The organism is Desulfovibrio sp. DV, assembly GCF_001936595.1.
In the GTDB taxonomy this organism is placed as follows: Bacteria; Desulfobacterota; Desulfovibrionia; order Desulfovibrionales; family Desulfovibrionaceae; genus Solidesulfovibrio.
The window spans coordinates 1-16,991 of record NZ_MLBG01000037.1; the positions used below are offsets into that span (position 1 = coordinate 1).

At 66.3% G+C, this 16,991-nt stretch carries 14 protein-coding genes; 9 read left to right on the forward strand and 5 right to left on the reverse strand.

Annotated elements, in window-relative coordinates; genetic code table 11:
* Positions 1–81: 81 nt before the first annotated feature.
* Entirely contained in the window at positions 82–2,349 is a 2,268-nt protein-coding gene (locus DVDV_RS10125; RefSeq protein ID WP_075354554.1) for a Rossmann fold nucleotide-binding protein, read from the reverse strand.
* Positions 2,350–2,580: 231 nt separating this feature from the next.
* Here DVDV_RS10125 and DVDV_RS10130 point away from each other — a divergent pair, with 231 nt between their 5' ends.
* Positions 2,581–3,810, forward strand: a complete 1,230-nt coding sequence (locus DVDV_RS10130) for an HDOD domain-containing protein (RefSeq protein ID WP_254845339.1) — start codon at positions 2,581–2,583, stop codon at positions 3,808–3,810.
* 285 nt (positions 3,811–4,095) lie between these two features.
* Here the strand turns inward: DVDV_RS10130 and DVDV_RS10135 are convergent, their stop codons facing one another.
* On the reverse strand, positions 4,096–4,596 hold the full coding sequence (locus DVDV_RS10135) for a hypothetical protein (protein WP_075354555.1): 501 nt from the start codon (positions 4,594–4,596) through the stop codon (positions 4,096–4,098).
* The gene (locus DVDV_RS10140) at positions 4,593–5,366 is read right to left on the reverse strand and encodes a hypothetical protein (RefSeq protein WP_075354556.1); all 774 of its coding nucleotides are present in this window, start codon (positions 5,364–5,366) and stop codon (positions 4,593–4,595) included. Before DVDV_RS10140 ends, DVDV_RS10135 begins: the two co-directional genes overlap by 4 nt.
* Before the next feature lie 444 nt (positions 5,367–5,810).
* Between DVDV_RS10140 and DVDV_RS10150 the strand changes: the two genes are divergently transcribed.
* From DVDV_RS10150 to DVDV_RS10160, 3 genes are all read left to right on the forward strand, one after another.
* Entirely contained in the window at positions 5,811–6,647 is an 837-nt protein-coding gene (locus tag DVDV_RS10150; protein ID WP_139311586.1) for a LysM domain-containing protein, read from the forward strand.
* Positions 6,648–6,753: 106 nt separating this feature from the next.
* Positions 6,754–7,737, forward strand: coding sequence for a formyltransferase family protein (locus DVDV_RS10155; RefSeq protein WP_075354558.1), 984 nt, complete (start codon positions 6,754–6,756; stop codon positions 7,735–7,737).
* Between the two features lie 33 nt (positions 7,738–7,770).
* Positions 7,771–8,019: a DUF333 domain-containing protein gene (locus tag DVDV_RS10160; protein ID WP_075354559.1), complete on the forward strand. Its 249-nt coding sequence runs from the start codon at positions 7,771–7,773 to the stop codon at positions 8,017–8,019.
* Positions 8,020–8,159: 140 nt separating this feature from the next.
* Here the strand turns inward: DVDV_RS10160 and DVDV_RS10165 are convergent, their stop codons facing one another.
* Positions 8,160–9,182 (reverse strand): DUF362 domain-containing protein, encoded by a 1,023-nt coding sequence (locus DVDV_RS10165; protein ID WP_075354560.1) that lies wholly within the window; start codon positions 9,180–9,182, stop codon positions 8,160–8,162.
* Positions 9,169–10,071: a hypothetical protein gene (locus DVDV_RS10170; RefSeq protein WP_075354561.1), complete on the reverse strand. Its 903-nt coding sequence runs from the start codon at positions 10,069–10,071 to the stop codon at positions 9,169–9,171. Before DVDV_RS10170 ends, DVDV_RS10165 begins: the two co-directional genes overlap by 14 nt.
* Before the next feature lie 231 nt (positions 10,072–10,302).
* On the opposite strand from DVDV_RS10170, the gene DVDV_RS10175 reads away from it, so the two are divergent.
* The 5 genes from DVDV_RS10175 to msrB all read left to right on the forward strand — a co-directional run bounded on the left by DVDV_RS10175 (position 10,303) and on the right by msrB (position 16,960).
* Positions 10,303–11,079, forward strand: a complete 777-nt coding sequence (locus DVDV_RS10175) for a response regulator (RefSeq protein ID WP_075354562.1) — start codon at positions 10,303–10,305, stop codon at positions 11,077–11,079.
* A gap of 13 nt (positions 11,080–11,092) precedes the next feature.
* On the forward strand, positions 11,093–12,514 hold the full coding sequence (locus tag DVDV_RS10180; protein WP_075354563.1) for a sigma-54 dependent transcriptional regulator: 1,422 nt from the start codon (positions 11,093–11,095) through the stop codon (positions 12,512–12,514).
* A gap of 348 nt (positions 12,515–12,862) precedes the next feature.
* Positions 12,863–15,043 carry a S8 family serine peptidase gene (locus DVDV_RS10185; RefSeq protein WP_075354564.1) on the forward strand — a complete coding sequence of 727 codons (2,181 nt, stop codon included), beginning with the start codon at positions 12,863–12,865 and terminating at the stop codon, positions 15,041–15,043.
* Positions 15,044–15,500: 457 nt separating this feature from the next.
* Entirely contained in the window at positions 15,501–15,830 is a 330-nt protein-coding gene (locus tag DVDV_RS10190) for a hypothetical protein (RefSeq protein ID WP_075354565.1), read from the forward strand.
* Positions 15,827–16,960 carry a peptide-methionine (R)-S-oxide reductase MsrB gene (gene msrB, locus DVDV_RS10195; RefSeq protein ID WP_075354566.1) on the forward strand — a complete coding sequence of 378 codons (1,134 nt, stop codon included), beginning with the start codon at positions 15,827–15,829 and terminating at the stop codon, positions 16,958–16,960. Before DVDV_RS10190 ends, msrB begins: the two co-directional genes overlap by 4 nt.
* Positions 16,961–16,991: the final 31 nt, after the last annotated feature.

Below are 16,991 nucleotides of genomic sequence, written 5' to 3' on the forward strand. Positions count from 1 at the left end.
GGGATTCCAAAGGGCTCAGCCCTTTGGCCGCCGGAGGCATCTTCTGCCTTCAGCCCTCTGCCTTTCCCCTCTTCTGCCTCTCTATTCCCCTTCCAACGCCTCTTCAATATAAGGCGCAATGGGCACGCCGGCCTTTTTGAGATTGTCCCGGGCAAAGCGCACCCGGCTTTGGGCGATGCCGCGTTCGCGCCAATAGGCGGCCGGGTCGTCCACAAAGGCGGCCATGATGGCGTAGCCCTCTTCGTAGGTTCCGACCTCGTGGCAGCAATTGACCACCCAGCGCGGCCCAAGCGGGCCGAGGGTGTGGCCGCCGCCGGCCAAGTCGCTGCTCAGGGTCTGGAACTGCTGGATGGTCTGCCGCCAAAACGGCTCGCCGTTCGGGCCAAGGCCCACCGGGTCGATGAAGATGTAGGGGGCGGGCAGGCACTGCCCGATCTTTAAAAAGGTGAGCGCCATGTTCACTTCGTAGCTGGTGCCGAAACCGCCGAGATTAAAGATCTTAAAGAGCGAACGCCGGTCCAGGATGTCTTGCCGGGTGTTCATGGCCAGGTTGGTGAACTGGGCCACGGCTTCGGGCTCGAAATTGGGGATCTGGCCGATTTCCTCGGCGTCGATGCCAACGCCCAGGCGGAATATGCCAAGGGCAGCGGCCGCGTCGTCGACAATACGCATGACCCCCGGCCCCGAGCCATGGGCCACGGCAAAGCCCTCGCCCAGGCGCGGATGGTCGCGCATCTTTTTCAAAAAGGCGGCAATGGGTTCGGCCAGGACCGGTCCCAGGACGTCGCAGGCCGAACCGAACATGGCCATGGTGGTGTGGATGCGCGGCAGATGTTCGCGCCCCTCGCGGGTCACCCACAGGCCCCGGAAAAACTCGCGCATCTGGGACTGGCCGTTGAACTCAAGCAGCAGATAAAACCGCATCCCCTCGCCCTCAAGGCGCACGAGCTCCTCGTAAAGCGTCTGGTCCATGCGGAAAAAGGGCGGCCGGCAGGCCTTGCCCGGAGCGCAGCCCATGCCCCGCGCCGCCACCACGCCGATGCCGTTTCGCTTGAGCACCCGGAGCGTGTCGGCCGGCGGCACCGCGTCGGCCACAAAGACCTTGGACAGCTTCTGCTCGCCGCCGACGTACTTGAGGTCGTCGAGAAACGGGCGCATCCGCTTGGGAATCTCCTCGCCCTCAAGGACTCCCTCCGGGACATTGCCCCGGGCGTATTCGTACACCAGCCGCCACTGGAATTCCCGCAGCCACACGCCCTCCTCCTGCTCCCAGGGGATGGTGATCATCTTGCCGGGCATGAGGATGCGGCCGTAGATGCCGCCGTCGCCAGGATCGTCGGTCACTTCGTCAAAAAGCGCCCGGCTGGCCACGGGATTGAAGATGTCGGTCAGGTCGGCGAAATCGACTCCGGCAGCCAGCACCTCCCGGCTGCGGCCGGGAATGAGCACCCGCTCGGCCAGCCGGGCCACCCGCGCATCCGGCGGATAGAGCCGCAGGCGCACGGCCATGCCGTCCGTTTGCGCCGCCGCCTCGCCGGAGTTGTAGAGTTCCACCTGGCGCGGCGTGCTGATGCCCGTGGTGCGAATGCCGTCGAGCAGGCGCGAGGCCAGATGGAAGACGCCGTCGCGGTTGGTGGCGCGCTCCAGAAAGGCGGTAAACGGGCCCAGGGCGATATGCACGGCCCCGACCATGAAATCCTTGGCCGCCAGGGCGGCCGGCAGGCCGGTCGGGGCCAGACTCTGGAAAATACCCAGGCCGTGCTTGCCCTTGACCACCATCTCGGCAAAATTGCGTCCCACGCCGAGCAGCCGTGAGGACAGGACATAGCGCAGGTCTTCCAGCACGATCTCCACCACCCCGTCCTCGGCCACGCTGTGGCGCAGGGGGAGCAGGAGCCAGCCCCGCTCGATGGCCTCGGCAATCTCGGCCCGGCCGACGGCCGGCCCCCGGGGGATGAAAAGCCGCCCGAAATCCACGCCGCCATCGCAGCAAAGCCCGCGCAGATCAGCCAGGGACTCGGCCAGTACGGCGTTTAGGGCGGTCACGGCCACCGGCAGCTCCACGGTGCGGGCGCTGTCGGACACCTGCGGGGCGTCGCCGGTCAGATGGATGTCCAGGCCGATGCGCGAATGGCCGCTGCGGCCACTTATGTCCATGAAATCGGTCAGCGGCCGGGACTCCCGGGCAGCCCGATCGCGCAGATCGCGCACAAGGCCGCGCAAGGCGTCGCTGGTATGGGAAAAGCGCATGAGGCCAAAGGCCTGGGGCGCGGCCAGATCCTCGTTGTAGCGGATGTCGCCGATATCGACGAGCTGTCCATCGCCGGTCAGAAGCGGGGATACGGTCATGATGCCTCCAGACGGCCCTTATAGGCCAACGGGCTGCCCGGGGGAACCCCCGGGCAGCCCGGACAGCCCAGATGGCCGGGACATACCGGACAGCCAGGCGGCCGGGGATTGCGCCATGGCTCTTGCCGGGTCGGCGTGGCGCTGGTAAAGCTCGGCAACGGCTGACTTTCCCGGGATCCGCCCGAAGCCCATCTTCCGCCGTCGGCCAAGGGGCCGGCAAAGAGACGGCCTATGCCCACCATTCCCTTTTCCCAGATCCGGGCCGGCATGGTGCTCGCCGCCGAGATCGAAAGCCCCGACGGCCGCTACCGGCTTCCGGCCGGCACGGTGCTGGCCGAAAGCCACCTCAAGTGGCTGCGCGGCTGGCGTATCCGTGAAATCGAGGCCACTTCGGATTCAGCGGCAGCAACATCCCCGGCAGTCCCGGCCGAACCGGCCGACACGCCCGAAGAAGCGGTGCGGCGGCGTTTCGCCCCACTGCCGGCCGATGAACCCCTGACCATTGCCCTGACCGAATTGGCCCTGGCCCGGGCCGAGGCCCTGGCTGCCGTGCGCCCGGTGCGCCCGCCGGCCTGCGGCCGCGAAAGCCTGGTCAATCTGCCGAGCCCCGAAGCCATCCTGGCGGCCGATCCGATCCTCGTCTCCCTGCCCGAAGTCTTCATGCGCATCCGCGAGGTGTTAAGCGACCCGGCCTCCACCGTGGAAGAGGCCTCCGCCGTCATCAGCAAGGACCCAAGCCTCACGGCCAAGCTTTTAAAGCTCGTCAACAGCGCCTTTTACGCCCGCACCCTGCGCGTTTCCGGCGGCCTGCCCCCAGGCCCGGTGGACACCCTGTCCCGGGCGGTCATGCTCCTTGGCCTAAACCAGCTCTCCACCCTGGCCATGGGCGTTTCCGTCATGCCGCTTTTCAAGGACATCCCGGCCGGCTGCATCGACATGCGCCAGTTCTGGCGGCATTCCATCGGGGTGGGGCTGGTGGCCAAACTGCTGGCTGTCAGGATGCACGACCCCAGTCCGGAGCGGTTTTTCGTGGCCGGACTGCTCCACGATATCGGCCGGCTGGTGCTCTACAAGCAGGTGCCGGAGGCGGCCGGGGCCGTGCTCGCCGCAGCCGCGGCTTCAGGACGCCATCTGGTTGCGGTGGAGCAGGAACTGTTCGGCTTCGACCATGGGGAGCTTGGCGGGATGCTCCTTCGCAAGTGGCGCTTTCCCGAAAGCCTGGAGCAGGCCGTGTGGCGGCATCACGCCCCGGTGTCCGGCGAGGTGCCGCAGGAGCCGTCCATTGTCTGCGTGGCCGACATGATCGCCGGCGCAGTCCTGCCCGGCACCAGCGGCGAGCGCCTCGTGCCCCGCTACGACCCCGCCGCCTGGAACGCGGTCGGCCTCACTCCGGCCGATCTGCCCGAGCTGGTGGAAACGGCCGAAGCCCACTTCGAGGTCATCTGCGCCATGTTCGCCTAGGCGGAGGAGAAAGAGAAGAAGAGGAAGAGTGCCTCCGGCGGCAAGGCTGAAGCCCTTTGGAATCCCGCCTGGAGAGAGATTGCTCGGACCGGGCAGGAGGCCAGGGCGATGCGCGGAAGTGGAAAAAAGACGGAAAAGCTTCGACGCCCGGGGATGATCCCCAGCCCCCTGCAAAGGGGAAAAATCCAACTGGATGGTTTGCTCTTGGGTGAAATCCGGCCGGCCGGAAGCATGGCAGGTTGCCCTTGACGGCAACACCGTTGCTCCGGCGGCCGGACAATGCTCTCAGTTGTCCCGGCTGTGGTCCCGGCGGTAGGCGGCGGCCTTCTCCAGGCTCGCCTGCCGGCGGCGCTCCTCGGCATCGGCCAGCCGGCGGCAGGTCTCGGCGGCGGCATCGGCCCCGTCAAGTCCGGCCGGCAGGTTGCAGGCCGCCAGATCCTCGGCCATCTGCTTCTCCATGCGCTCGGATTCCAAAAACATCACATAGGCCAGGGCCAGGGCAGCCTCGTTTTCGGCGCTGCCGTCGCACAACTCCGCCACCTGGACATGGGGCACGGTCTCAAGCAGACGGGAAACGAACATGCCCACCCACTTCTCGGTCAGCGCCGGCGGCAGGGGCGGGGCGGCCTCCGCAATGATGCCGGCAGCGTCAGGCCCAAGATCGGGCCGGGACAGGCCGACAAAGGCGGAAAGGGCCTCGACCCGGCCGGCGTCGTCGGTGCGGGCGATGCGGGCCAGCAGAATATCCCGGGCTTTGCGGCCCAGGCGTTCGACCTGTTCGGTCATGGGGCGTCCTTGTCGGCGTCGGACTCCCCGGGCGGCAGCACGTCGATGACGCGACCGGGCAGGACGTTGCCGTGTTCGCCGATGGTGCGGCCATCGGCGGCGATGTGCTTGCGGTTGTCAACAATGACGATGCCGGTGCGCTCCAGCACCTCGCGCCGAAACGCGTATTCCTCATGCATCCGCCGGGTCTTGTAAAGAAACCACATGCGCACGAGATAGGTGAGGCACCAGGCCGCCACCAGCCCGGCCATGACCCAGGGGGCAATGACCTCGACGTGGTCGCCGATGCGCAAAATGGCCTGGATGACGGCGTCGAGGTAGTACAGGGCCGCGCCGACGAGGATCATGCCGCCAAGGAGAATGATGGACGGCAACCCCCGGGACAGGGCGATAAGCCGGCGCAGGCGCTCGGGCATATAGCGCATCTGCTCCTCGTCCATGCTCGGGTCGCCCCGAAAGATGCGGGTAAAGCCCATGCCGATGATGTTGACCACCAGCATGATGGCCACCGGGGCCAGGATCAGGGCCACGGCGTAGGGAATCCAGGGGAACTGGAACTCGATGCTGCCGTCGGGCAGTTTCTGCGACCTGATGATTCCGTAGCACACGGCTGCGATGGTGACGGCAAACTCCACCAGGATGATCCCGATGGACAGAAACGTCATGAGGTTCTTTTTTTCCCTGTCCGTCAGCGACAGGCCCAGACTGCCCAGGGAGCCGGAAGCGCCCTTCTTGGCGTCGGTGGTCTCGGTGTCTTGCGGGTTATCCATAAAAGATCTGTGCCGCCTTTGGTCGCGAAATCCGGCGCTCCAGCTTCCGGCCGGCCGGGCCGAAGCCGATGGCGGACGCAAGGCAGAAGACGACGGAGACGAGGTTGCGGGGGATGCCGGGGTGGATGCGGCCTGGATCAAAACGAGCGGACGCCCCGGGGCGCATTGCCAGCCGGGACGTCATCCTCGGCGTCGTCCTGCGACGCCTTTGCATGGCGCTTTGTCCCATTCGTTTCTCGACACCCCGACCAACACATGAGGTAAGGCCAAACCAGCGAGATGGCAAGTCCCAACACCGCTCGGACCGTGTCCCAAACCCCTGGCCGGCGACCCGGCAGGAGGTGTTTTACGCATTGTCAGGCCAGACGCTTTTTCTTATAAACGCGACTGAAAAATAACGAACCATTTTGCCAGACCGGCAAAACATCCATACAAAGGACGCCTATGCCGCTGCCGCGCCAGTTCCTGCTTTTTGCCCTGCCGGCCTGTCTGGTCCCGGGCCTGCTCCTGGCCGCCGCCACGAGCCCGGCTCCTGTCGGCGGCCCGGTTCCCGGGGGCACCCAATACACCATCCAGCCCGGCGACACCCTCAGCCGCATCGCCCAGAAGCACGGCCTCACCCCTGACGCCCTGGCCCAGGCCAATGCCATCGACAAATCCCAGCGCATCATGGCCGGCAACGTGCTGCGCCTGCCCGTGACGCCGCCGGCCGGCGCTTCTCCCCAACCTGTTCCGTTCCAACCCGCCCCGGAAGCCAAAGCGACAGACAACAAGCCGGAGCCGGCCCAGCCCGCCCCCCTGCCGCCGGGCAAAGCCCCGGAAGCTTCTGCCGTTGCGGCTGCAAAGCGGCCACTGCCCGCCGGGCCTGCCATGCCCGCCCCAGCCGAAACACTCCCGCCGGCAGCCAAGGCCACAGTCCTGGCCAAGACCGAAATACCGCCTGCCAAGGCCGAAGCCCCTGCCCCGCCGCCGGCCCAGGTTCCGGGGCCGGAAGAAGCGTTCGTTATCCCGGACACCCCGGCCAAACTGGCCAGCGGCGTCTACACCAATCCCGTGCTCGGCACCCTGCGCCTCAGCCAGACCGCCACAGGCCTCGCCATGACCCGGGACAACCAGACCATCGCCATGCGCCATCTGCTCTACGGCGTCTTTGACGGTTCCGACAGCGGCGGCGCCGTGCACGGGATACGCCTGGAATTCGACAACAACGGGCAGGTCACCTCGCTGCTGTACAGTTCCGGCTCAGCCAAGGACATTCCCTTCATCCGGGCCAAAAAATGATGCCGGCCGGTTGTCTTCGCCTTGACCCTGCCACGACCGGCAGATAGTTTCGGCAGCATCCTACAGGTCCGGCGCCGCAGTGCCAGACGAAACTTCGAGGTACTTCATGTCCCTGACGCTTGTTCTGCTTTCCTCCAATGAAGAGGCCGCAACCCTTCTCCAGATGCTTTCCGCCCACGGGCGAAACGTCGAGCTGCGTCACGTCATTGATTTGCCCGGCCTTCGCGCCCAGGTGGCCAACCTCGGCCCCAATTCCCGGCTGCTCTCCTATCTGTCCAACGTCATTGTGCCGGCCGACTGTCTGGCCGCTTTTTCGCATGGGGCCTACAACATCCACCCGGCCTCGCCCGACTATCCCGGCACAGCCCCCGAGGCCTGGGCCGCCTACGAACGGGCCGCGACCTTCGGCGCAACCTTCCACGCCATGGACGAACGCATTGACGCCGGGGCCATCCTCGACGCCGAAATCATACCCGTCACCGGAGCCAAGGATCGTCCCGGCCTGGCCCGGGTGGCCCGGCAGGCCCTGTCCCTGCTGCTGTTGCGCATCGCGCCCCGGATCACCAGCGAGGCCCCCATCACCCCAACCCGGTCGCTGGCCTGGGGCCCGAACAAACGCACGGTCGCCGACTTCGAACGCATGTGCCGCTTGACCCCGGACATCACCAAGGAAGAGCTGGAGCACCGGCTCCTGTGCTTCGGCCCTCCGGGACCGGTGGAATTTTCCCTGGAACTCCACGGCTGGCAGTTTGCCATGAAAGCCCCGGGCGGCATCATGGGGCATCTCGATCCGCCCCAGGCCGACCGGATGCTTGGCTGGGTGCGGGACGCGGCCGCCCCCACCGTGCGCCAGGACGTCAAGCTGACCGTGGACGGCCAGGAATTTCTGCTCACCGCCGGCGACTACCGCCCCGACGTGGCGGCGGGCGGCTTTGGCGACGGCTATTCCGGCTTTGTCTGGCTTGTGCCGCCCCAGTTTCGCGACGGCCGGCCCCACCGCATCGAAGCCACCTGCAAGGGACGCCCGGTGCCCGGCAGCCCCAGGCTGGCGGTCTTCCCCCGCCAGGAGAACCAGCAAGCCCCGGCCTGATCCGGCACCCCCGGCCGGGACCACGGAGAGCTTATGCGCGTTGTCTCCTCAGCCGTTATGACCGCGGTTCTGGCCGCTGCCCTGGCCGCCCCGGCTGCGGCCCAGCTTGTCGGCCTGGCCAATCCGGCCTCGACTTTTTGCGTCGCCACCGGCGGCGAACTGGTCATCGGCGACAGCGCCTCGGGCCAGACCGGAACCTGCCTCTACGCCGGCGGACTGGCCATTGAGGAATGGACGCTCTACCGCCTGGTTACCGGCGCGGCCTGGTTCCCGGACTTCTAGCCTCGCCGGCGGCACCGGGACGCCTGCCGGCTCCGCTCGTGTCGCGTCAAGGAAATAGTCTCTGCCTTTTTGCACGACAGTAGACCGGAATCATTCTTTTTTATTCGCGAAAACAGAGACGTTTCGTTGCGAACGCGAGGCTAGCGGCCAAGGCGCAGGTTCTGCTGGGCCGGCACGTAGTCAAGCAGGGCGAAATCGCGGCGCACAGCGGCCGGAATTTCGCCGCGCTGTTCGATCCGCCCGGCCTGGATGGTGCCCAGCCGGCCGTCAGCCAGGTCCAGGTAGCCCACGCGCCCGGGATCGATGCCCATGATCCGACAGCAGGTGGCGTCAACGGCCACGGCGCTGCGCCCCATGACCAGCACCCCGGCCGCCACCGGATCGCCCATGATGGGACCGTCGCCCTCCATGCCCACAATGCCGTCGACTATGGCGAAATCCGGCCGCACCGTGGCGTTGATGTCCAGGATCGACGGCTCGATGCCGGCAAAATGCAGGACGTTTTTGGGCCAGCCGTAGACCACGCCCGGCATGACGCCGAACAGGTTCTTCATGGACAGCGTGACCCCGGCCCAGTGATGGGTCTTCATCTTGGCCACCGACACCACCATGTCCGTGCGGGTGATCAGCTCCGGCAGCCAGAGCTCGCCGAGCTTGCTAAAGCCGCCGAGATTTTTGGCCGGGGCCACCGGGCCGTTGTTGAGGTCGAAAAACGGCAGCTTTTCCCGGGCCAGAATATCGGCCAGCCCCGATTCCTCCAACACCAGATAGGCGTCACGGCGATGCCCGGCCCCCTCGGCCACCACCACCGAGGCCGCTCCCAGGGCCAAAAAGGCCTCGGCCGCCGCCCGCACCACCAGGGGATGGGTGTTGATATGCCCGGCCCCGGCATGGGGCTCGACCAGATTGGGCTTTAAAAGCACCCGCTTGCCGGCCATTTCCTGGGACGTCAGCCCGAGCTCGGCCAGCCCCCGGCGCAGTATTCCCCCCAGATCGGCTCCATACTCCGCCGCCTTGGCCACAAAGACCGGGGTCAGGCGCTTTTCCTTGAAAAGCGGTGCAGCCGCCAGTCCGCCGGCCGCCACCAGTCCGGCGGCGGCAGCCAGTTTGACCGCCTGGCGGCGGGTGAAGCGGCGAGGCGTCTGGGGGTCATGGCTGGTCATGGCGGTCTCCCAAAAGGGCGGCAAAGCGCCCGGACGCGGCCACGGCGGCAATGGCCTGGGCCAGCAGCGGGGTGTCGTAGGGACCGTAGCGGTCCTGCCGGCCCAGGGCGAGCAGGCAGCCCGCGGTGACGGCCGGCGTGGCCAGGCCGTACGCCCCAAGCCCGAAGGCCCGCCAGGCCGCAGCCAGGGGCGTGGGCACGGCGCATTGCGGTCCGGCCAGATAATGAAGGCTCGCTGCCACGGCCGTCGGCCCGACCCGGCCGCCCAGGGCGGCCAGGGCGTGGCCGGTGGATTCGGGCACCGGAAGCAGGGTGTTTCGAAAGACGCGGGTGTTGCCGTAGTTCCAGCCGCCGTCCGGAAGCTGACGGTCAAGGAGCAGGCGCACGGCCTCATCGAGGGCCTCCCGGGGCGGCGCGGCCATGGCCGACAGGGCCAGCATGGCCAGCGACGTCGGCTCGACCCAGGAATGGGTGCCGTCGATCCAGGCCCAGCCCCGCAGATTGGTGTCATGGGCGACCACGGCCGTCTCTTCGGCCCGGCGCACCCAGTGCGAGCCCGGATGGGCGGCCAGCCAGGCCGCAGCCCGGGCGGCCGGCGCGGCAAAAGCCGAATCGGGCAGCCAGGCCAAAAGGGCCAGGGTGGTGGGCCAGGCCGCCTCGGGACGCCCGGGCAGCACCGGCACCCGTCCGTCGGCCAGCTGGGCGGCGGCCAGGGCGGTCCGGGCGGCAGTGACCTTCTCGCCGGCCACACCGGCGGCGAAAAGGGCCATGGCTGCCCAGGCCGTGGCGTCGGGACGCGGGGCCGAGCCTTCGGCCACGGCAAAAGCCCCGTCCGGACCGGCCCGGCGAAGCAAGGCTTCGATATGGGGCGCAAGCGCTTGTGACACCATAAATCACCCATCCTCCCGCCTGAAGTAGCCATCCTATGCCAGAGCGCAAGCCCCGGCCAGGGGCAGGCCGCTGCGGCCCAACGGCTCCGCGCAACCGACTCCACTATTTATGGAATTGGCTGAAAAGTTGCAATTTGTCATTCGTTGCGGGCCATGGTAGGAAATTGTCCTCATACTGGAAAGCGATGGATTCTTGCTGTCGGCGCTTCCACCTCAAGAAGGGGCCCCGTAATGGATGTATCGAGTCCGGCTCAGGACCTGCCTCCCCTGACCGTGCTGGTCGTCGACGACAACGACGTCAACCGGATCTACATGCTCCACCTGTTGCGCAAAAACGGCCATACCCCCATCCCGGCCGTCGATGGCCGCCAAGCCCTCGAGGTCGCGGCTTCCCAGACTGTAGACTGCATCCTCATGGACATCCAGTTGCCCGACATGGACGGCCTGACCGTGACCAGGGCCATCCGCGAGGGGCGCTGCGCCCCGGCCAACCCGCCGGAAGTGCCCATTTTGGCGCTCACCGCCTTTGCCATGCAGGGCGACCGGGAACGCTGCCTGGAGGCCGGCATGGACGCCCACGTGTCCAAACCGGTACGTGGCGCGGATCTGTTTGCCGTCATCGGGCAAGTCCTGTCCAAGGCCCGGCTGGCCACGAACAGCCGGGAAGAACTTCTTGATCTGTCTGAATTTTCCCGAAAGGGACGCCGGGAGTTCGCCGCCGAACTGCTGGCGCTTTTTCTGGAACTGGCCGAACCCAAGGGACAGGCCCTGACCGAGGCCGTGTCCCGGGGCGACACAGCCGCCGCCCTGGGGCTGGCCCACGATCTGGCCGGCATGTCCGGGCCGATCCGGGCCGAGCGGCTCGCAGCGGCCATGCGCTCCCTTCAGGAAGCCTGCCGGCTTGGCGACATCACCGCCTGCCGGTCGTACCTCGCCCAGGCCAAACTGGAACTGGCCGCCGTGTTCGCAGCAGTGCGCGCCCATCCCTACCTGACCCAGGACGCCTGATCCCGTCCCCTCTATGGCGCACATCCTGGTCATCGACGACGACGCCTTTTTCCGGGAATTCCTGTGCCGCCTGCTGGCTGCCGAGGGCCACGAAACCGCCCGGGCCGATTCGGTGGCCGCAGCCGACGCCATGGCCCTTGGCGCGGAATTCGATCTGGTTTTTCTCGACGTGCGCCTGCCCGACGGAACGGGCCTCGACCTGCTGCCCAGACTGCGCGCCCTGCCAAGCGAGCCCGAGGTGGTCATCATCACCGGGGCCGGCGACCCGGACGGGGCAGAGCTGGCCATCTTAAGCGGGGCCTGGGACTATATCGAGAAGTCCGCCAGCCAGGAAGCGCTGCGCCTGGCCTGCCTGCGCGCCCTGCGCTTTCGCGAAAAGAAACAGGATTCCCTGCCCGTGCGCCGTCCCGGCATCGTCGGCGGCGGCCCGGCCATGGACCGGGCCCTGCGCCAGCTTGGCCGGGCGGCCAGAAGCCAGGCCAACGTGCTGCTCATTGGCGAGACCGGCACCGGCAAGGAGCTCTTTGCCCGGGCCATCCACGACAACAGTCCCCGGGCCAAGGCCGATTTCGTCATCGTGGACTGCGCCGGACTCCAGGAAACCATCATGGCCAGCGAACTGTTCGGCCACCGCCGGGGGGCGTTCACCGGCGCGTCCGGGGACAAACCCGGCCTGCTGGCCAGGGCCGACGGCGGCACGCTTTTCCTCGACGAGATCAGCGAACTGTCGCTTGAGATGCAAAAAGGCTTTTTGCGATTGCTGGAAAGCCACACCTATCGCCCGCTGGGTGAAAACCGCGAGATCCAGGTCGATTTCCGGCTGGTGTGCGCCACCAACCGCGATCTGGCCGCCATGGTGGCGGCCGGGACCTTTCGCGAGGACCTGCTCTACCGCATCCGGGCCGTTCCCATCACCCCGCCGCCCCTGCGCGAAATGGCCGACGATCTGCCTGACATCGCCGAGTTCCACCTCACCCGCATCTGCCGGGCCGGCAAGCTGCCCCTGAGCATGGTCTCGGCCGAACTCCTTGAGTTGTTCGCCGGCTACGACTGGCCGGGCAACGTGCGCGAACTGGTCCACGTGCTGGAAGCGCTCATGGCTGCCGCGCCCCTTGAACCGGAACTGCTGCCGTCGCATCTGCCCCGCGATGCGCGGGCCCGGTTCGTGCGCTCCCGGGCAGCCCGGGCCCGGCCGGCCCCCAAGGCCCAGGCCTCAGGGAGCGCGCTTTGCCGCTTAAACGAAAGCGACCACAGCGACGCACCGCTTGACTGGGAATCCTACAAACGGCAAGCCCACGACCGGGTGGAACGCGCCTACCTCGAACAGTTGCTTGGCGTGAGCGGCGGCGATGTCCGTTCGGCCATGAACCACTCGGGTTTAAGCCAGTCGCGCCTCTACGGCCTTTTGCGCAAACACGGCCTGACCCTGCGTTAAGGGGCCGTCCGGCCCGGCCAACGTACGATTTCGCTCTTACACCCGTCCTTTTGCCGCCCTCACCTGCCGCATCAGACAGGCGACACAGCAAAAAAGAGTGCCTGACGCTTGGTTCTGGCCCGTCAACTTCCTGCGACAGCCCGATAAACGCCCTGGACAGGCCTCCTATTTGCCTTGTATCCTCGTGGAGCGATAAGGCCATCCCTTCAAGAAGAAGCCCGATCATTCCAAAACTGCATCAAAAAACTTCTCCAATAAAAAGGATATATAAAAAATCACTCCATAGTAAGAAATAAAAAACCCAATCCACAGGTCGTTTCACACAAGAGCAACAAAAAAGGCGGACGTATGTTGAAGTTGTCCAAACGTATAATTGCCCTTGCAACCATTCACATCGTATTCATTTTTTCCGTCCAGGCTGCGGCCCAACAAAGTGCCCAGCAAATCGTCGCCCAGATCCAAACCGATTCCAGCCTCCACGCCTCGCAGCAAGCATTGGCTCACCTGGCCACCGAAGGAGCGACCGGCAGTTTCATTGTCATGCTCAAACAGACCCGGGGCCATAGCCCCTCGGAATTCGCCACCGAAGCCGGCAAGGCCGAGGTGCGCGCCAGGACCCAGGCCAGCCTGGACGCCTTTTTCAACCGGCGCCAGGCTGCCGACCTGGGCACGGTCACCCAGCAATTCAGCTACATGCCGGCCTTCGTCGTCACCGCCACGGCCGGACAGCTCGCCGCCCTGCTCGCCAATGACGCGGTGGCCAGCGTCGAGGAAAACGGCGTCCTGACCCCCCATCTGCGCCAGGGCATTCCCCTGGAGAACGCCCTGGCCACCCGGTCGCGCTACAACGGGTCCGGGGTGGGCGTGGTCGTGTGCGACACCGGCATCGACTACAACAACCTGTATCTCGGGAATGGCAGCTACCCCAACGCCAAGGTCCTCGGCGGCTACGACACGGGCGAAGGCAAGCTCGATCCCATGGACCGCCAGGGGCACGGCACGGCCTGCGCCGGCATCGTGGCCGGCGATCTCGCCGACACCGGCGACTACATCGGTGGCGTAGCCCCGGGAGCCAAGCTCTTTGCCCTGAAAATCACCAACACGCCCACCGGCGGCAGCTCCACCAATGCCTCCATGATCCTTGCCTGGGAATGGGCCGTGACCTACCAAAATCTCTCCCCGGCCAACCCCATCCGCATCATCAGCACCAGCTTTGGCGGTGATCAGTATTCGGCCAACTGCGATGCCGCCGTGCCGGCCATGACCACGGCAGCGGCCAATGCCGTGGCTGCCGGCATCACCATCTTCGCCTCCTCGGGCAATGACGGCTACTGCACCGCCATGGGCTGGCCGGCCTGCATCTCCCACGTCATTTCCGTGGGTGCGGTCTACGACGCCAATTTCGGCAACAACACCCCCTGCGTCAGCGGGGACTCCTGCGCCAACAAAATCGCCACTACCGGTTGCGCGACGGGCTGGTACGTTGACGACACCACAGCCGCCGACAAGGTCACGGCCTATTCCAATTCCGCGTCTTTCCTGACCCTGTTTGCCCCATCCAACCAGGCCTACACCCTGCAATGCGCTTACCAGGGCAGCACGTTTAACACCTCCTTCGGCGGCACCTCGGCCGCCTGCCCCTATGCCGCCGGCGCGGCCGCCGCCCTGCAAAGCGCGGCCAAGGCCATCACCGGCAACTACCTCACCCCGGCCCAGGTGCGCTCCACCCTGGCCACCACCGGGACGTTGATCACCGACGGCAAAGTGGCCGTCACCAAACCCCGGGTCAACCTCAAGGCCGCCATCGACACCCTGAAACCGCCACCGGTTGCCGGCATCAACTTTCTCCCGCTCGGTATCCCGACCACCATCGGCATTGTCAGCAAGCCTTCTTCCACGAGCTTCACCGAACTGTTCACAGCAGGCCTTGGCAACTGGACGGCCAATACCTTCGGGCTGTGGTCCACGATAAACGGGGCGACCACCATCGGCACAGGCAGCAGCAAATACCACTATCTGCACCGCTCCAACGCCAATTTCGCCAACCTTGACTACCGCGTCACCATGCAGCTTTCCGGCGATGCCGCATCCCTTGACGCCGCCTGCCTGTTCATGCGTGCCGTCCCGACGCCGCAAGACGCTTCCGGAGACCTGTACAGCGGCTACTGGATGGCCTACCGCAACGGCGGAACATACAGCATCTGGAAAGTCAGCGGCTACTCCTGGACAAAACTCCAGGATTGGATCAGCAGCGCCGCCATCAACCAGTCCGGAGTCAACGAACTGCGGGCCGTGGCCAACGGCACGACCCTGACCTTTTACATCAACGGCACCGAGGTGTTGACCACCACCGATGCAACCCATACCTCCGGCAAGGTCGGATTCGGCCTGTACGACGCCCAGGGCGGCACCCTCAACGTCACCCGGGCCACACTCACCGGCACGGCCGCCGATCCCGCCTTCACGGTTCCCGCCGTCGCCCCGCCGGCAGCCGGCAGCACGGCCGACCCCAAAACGGCCCAGCCATAAACCCGCCCGAAGCCTCCGCGTCCGCCAGCCGCCCCGAACCCGGCGACTGGCGGACGCTTTGCCGCCGCCCCGGGCGGCCTTCCCGGAAGGGCCAGGGCACATGCCGAGCCAAAGTGACCGCCGCTCTTCCTGCCCGGCGCGTCTCCGGGAGGCTGTTCGCAGCCCGGCAGCGCGTTTCGAGCCGGCTCCGCTCCATGCCTGCCCGAGGTTCACGCCTCCTCTCTTGAGACGTCCGGCCTGCCGCCGCAGTGCATCCACCTCCGGCCCCGGCCCCCTCCCTGTCCGCCCACTGGCTGCCGGATTCCTCTCCAGTAGCTCCTCTTTTCTGGGAATTTTCCGCGGCCGGCCTTGATCCATTCAAATTTATCCCGCAATTTCAACGCCCGAAAGATCACCGGAAGTGGTTCGATTCTTGATAGCACCTCCCCCAGTATTCCTGCAGGCAAGGAGCATCGCCATGAACGGCCCTGCATTGTCCCAAGCGTCCGCATCCGGCCAGCGCCCCCTGCTTCTGGCCCGTATCGACGAGCGCGACGTGGCCGGAGGAGGAACGCGTTTTTGGGAATTGACATTGCACAAGACCGCCGCTGGCGGATATATACTGGAAACCGTCATGCGCGGCACAGCACCCAAGGCCCGTCCGCTGGCCGCGACCCTGTCGTTTGGCGACACGGCAGAGCTGCTCTCTTTTCTCGGCGCTCCCGATGTCGCGTCCCCGCTGGCCGAAGGGCTGCTCGACCGGGCGGCCGGTTCTGATCCAGCCCTTGGCCCAAGGAGGACACCATGACCATCGGCAACCACACCCTGCTCGCGATAGCCCTGCTTCTGGCCTGGGCCATCGCCTCCCCCCGGTCCGGCCTGGCCGCCGGGGCGAGTGCAACCGCAAAGGAGGATTCGATGTCGCACCAAAGCCAAACCCAGGCCGTGGCCACCCTGGCCGGCGGCTGTTTCTGGTGCGTGGAAGCGGATCTGGAAAAGCTGCCCGGTGTTAGCGCCGTCATCTCAGGCTATACCGGCGGCAGCGAACAAAACCCGACCTACGAACAGGTTTCTTCCGGGGCCACCGGGCACTACGAGGCCGTGCAGGTCCATTTCGACCCCACGCGCGTCACCTACCGGCAGGTCCTCGACGTCTTCCTGCGCCATATCGACCCCACCGACCCGGGCGGCCAGTTCGCCGACCGGGGCCGGCAATACCGCACGGCCATCTTCGTCCATGACGCGGCCCAAAAGGAGGAGGCCGTCCTGGCCCTGGCCGCCCTTGACGCCTCGGGACGCTTCACCCGGCCGGTCGTGACGGAAATCCTGCCCTTTACCCAATTCACCGAGGCCGAACCCTACCACCAGGACTACTGGCGCACCCACAAGCTGCAATACCAGACCTACCGCAACTTCTCCGGACGCGACCAGTTCCTGGCCGAAACCTGGGGCGACGCGGCCAAGGCCGCCGGCGCTCCGGCCCCGGCCGCATCCTGGCAACAGTTCACCCGGCCAGACGATGCTGTCCTTCGCAAGCAGCTCACGCCCCTGGCCTTTGAGGTCACCCGGGAGAACGGCACGGAACGGCCTTTTGACAATGCCTACTGGGACAACAAGGCTCCGGGGCTTTATGTTGACGTGGTGTCCGGGGAACCGCTGTTTAGTTCCCGCGACAAGTACGACTCGGGCACGGGCTGGCCGAGCTTCACCCGGCCCATCAGGCCGGATGCCGTGGTCGAACATGACGATGTCAGCCTGTTTTCGCGCCGCACCGAGGTGCGAAGCCGGCTGGCCGATTCCCACCTCGGCCATGTCTTTCCCGACGGCCCGCCGCCGTCAAACCAGCGCTACTGCATGAACTCCGCCGCCCTGCGCTTTATTCCGGCCGACGCCATGGTCCAGGCCGGGTACGGCGACTACCTAAACGATATCAAGTAACCGTCCGACACGCTTCGTTCTTCGCCCTTCC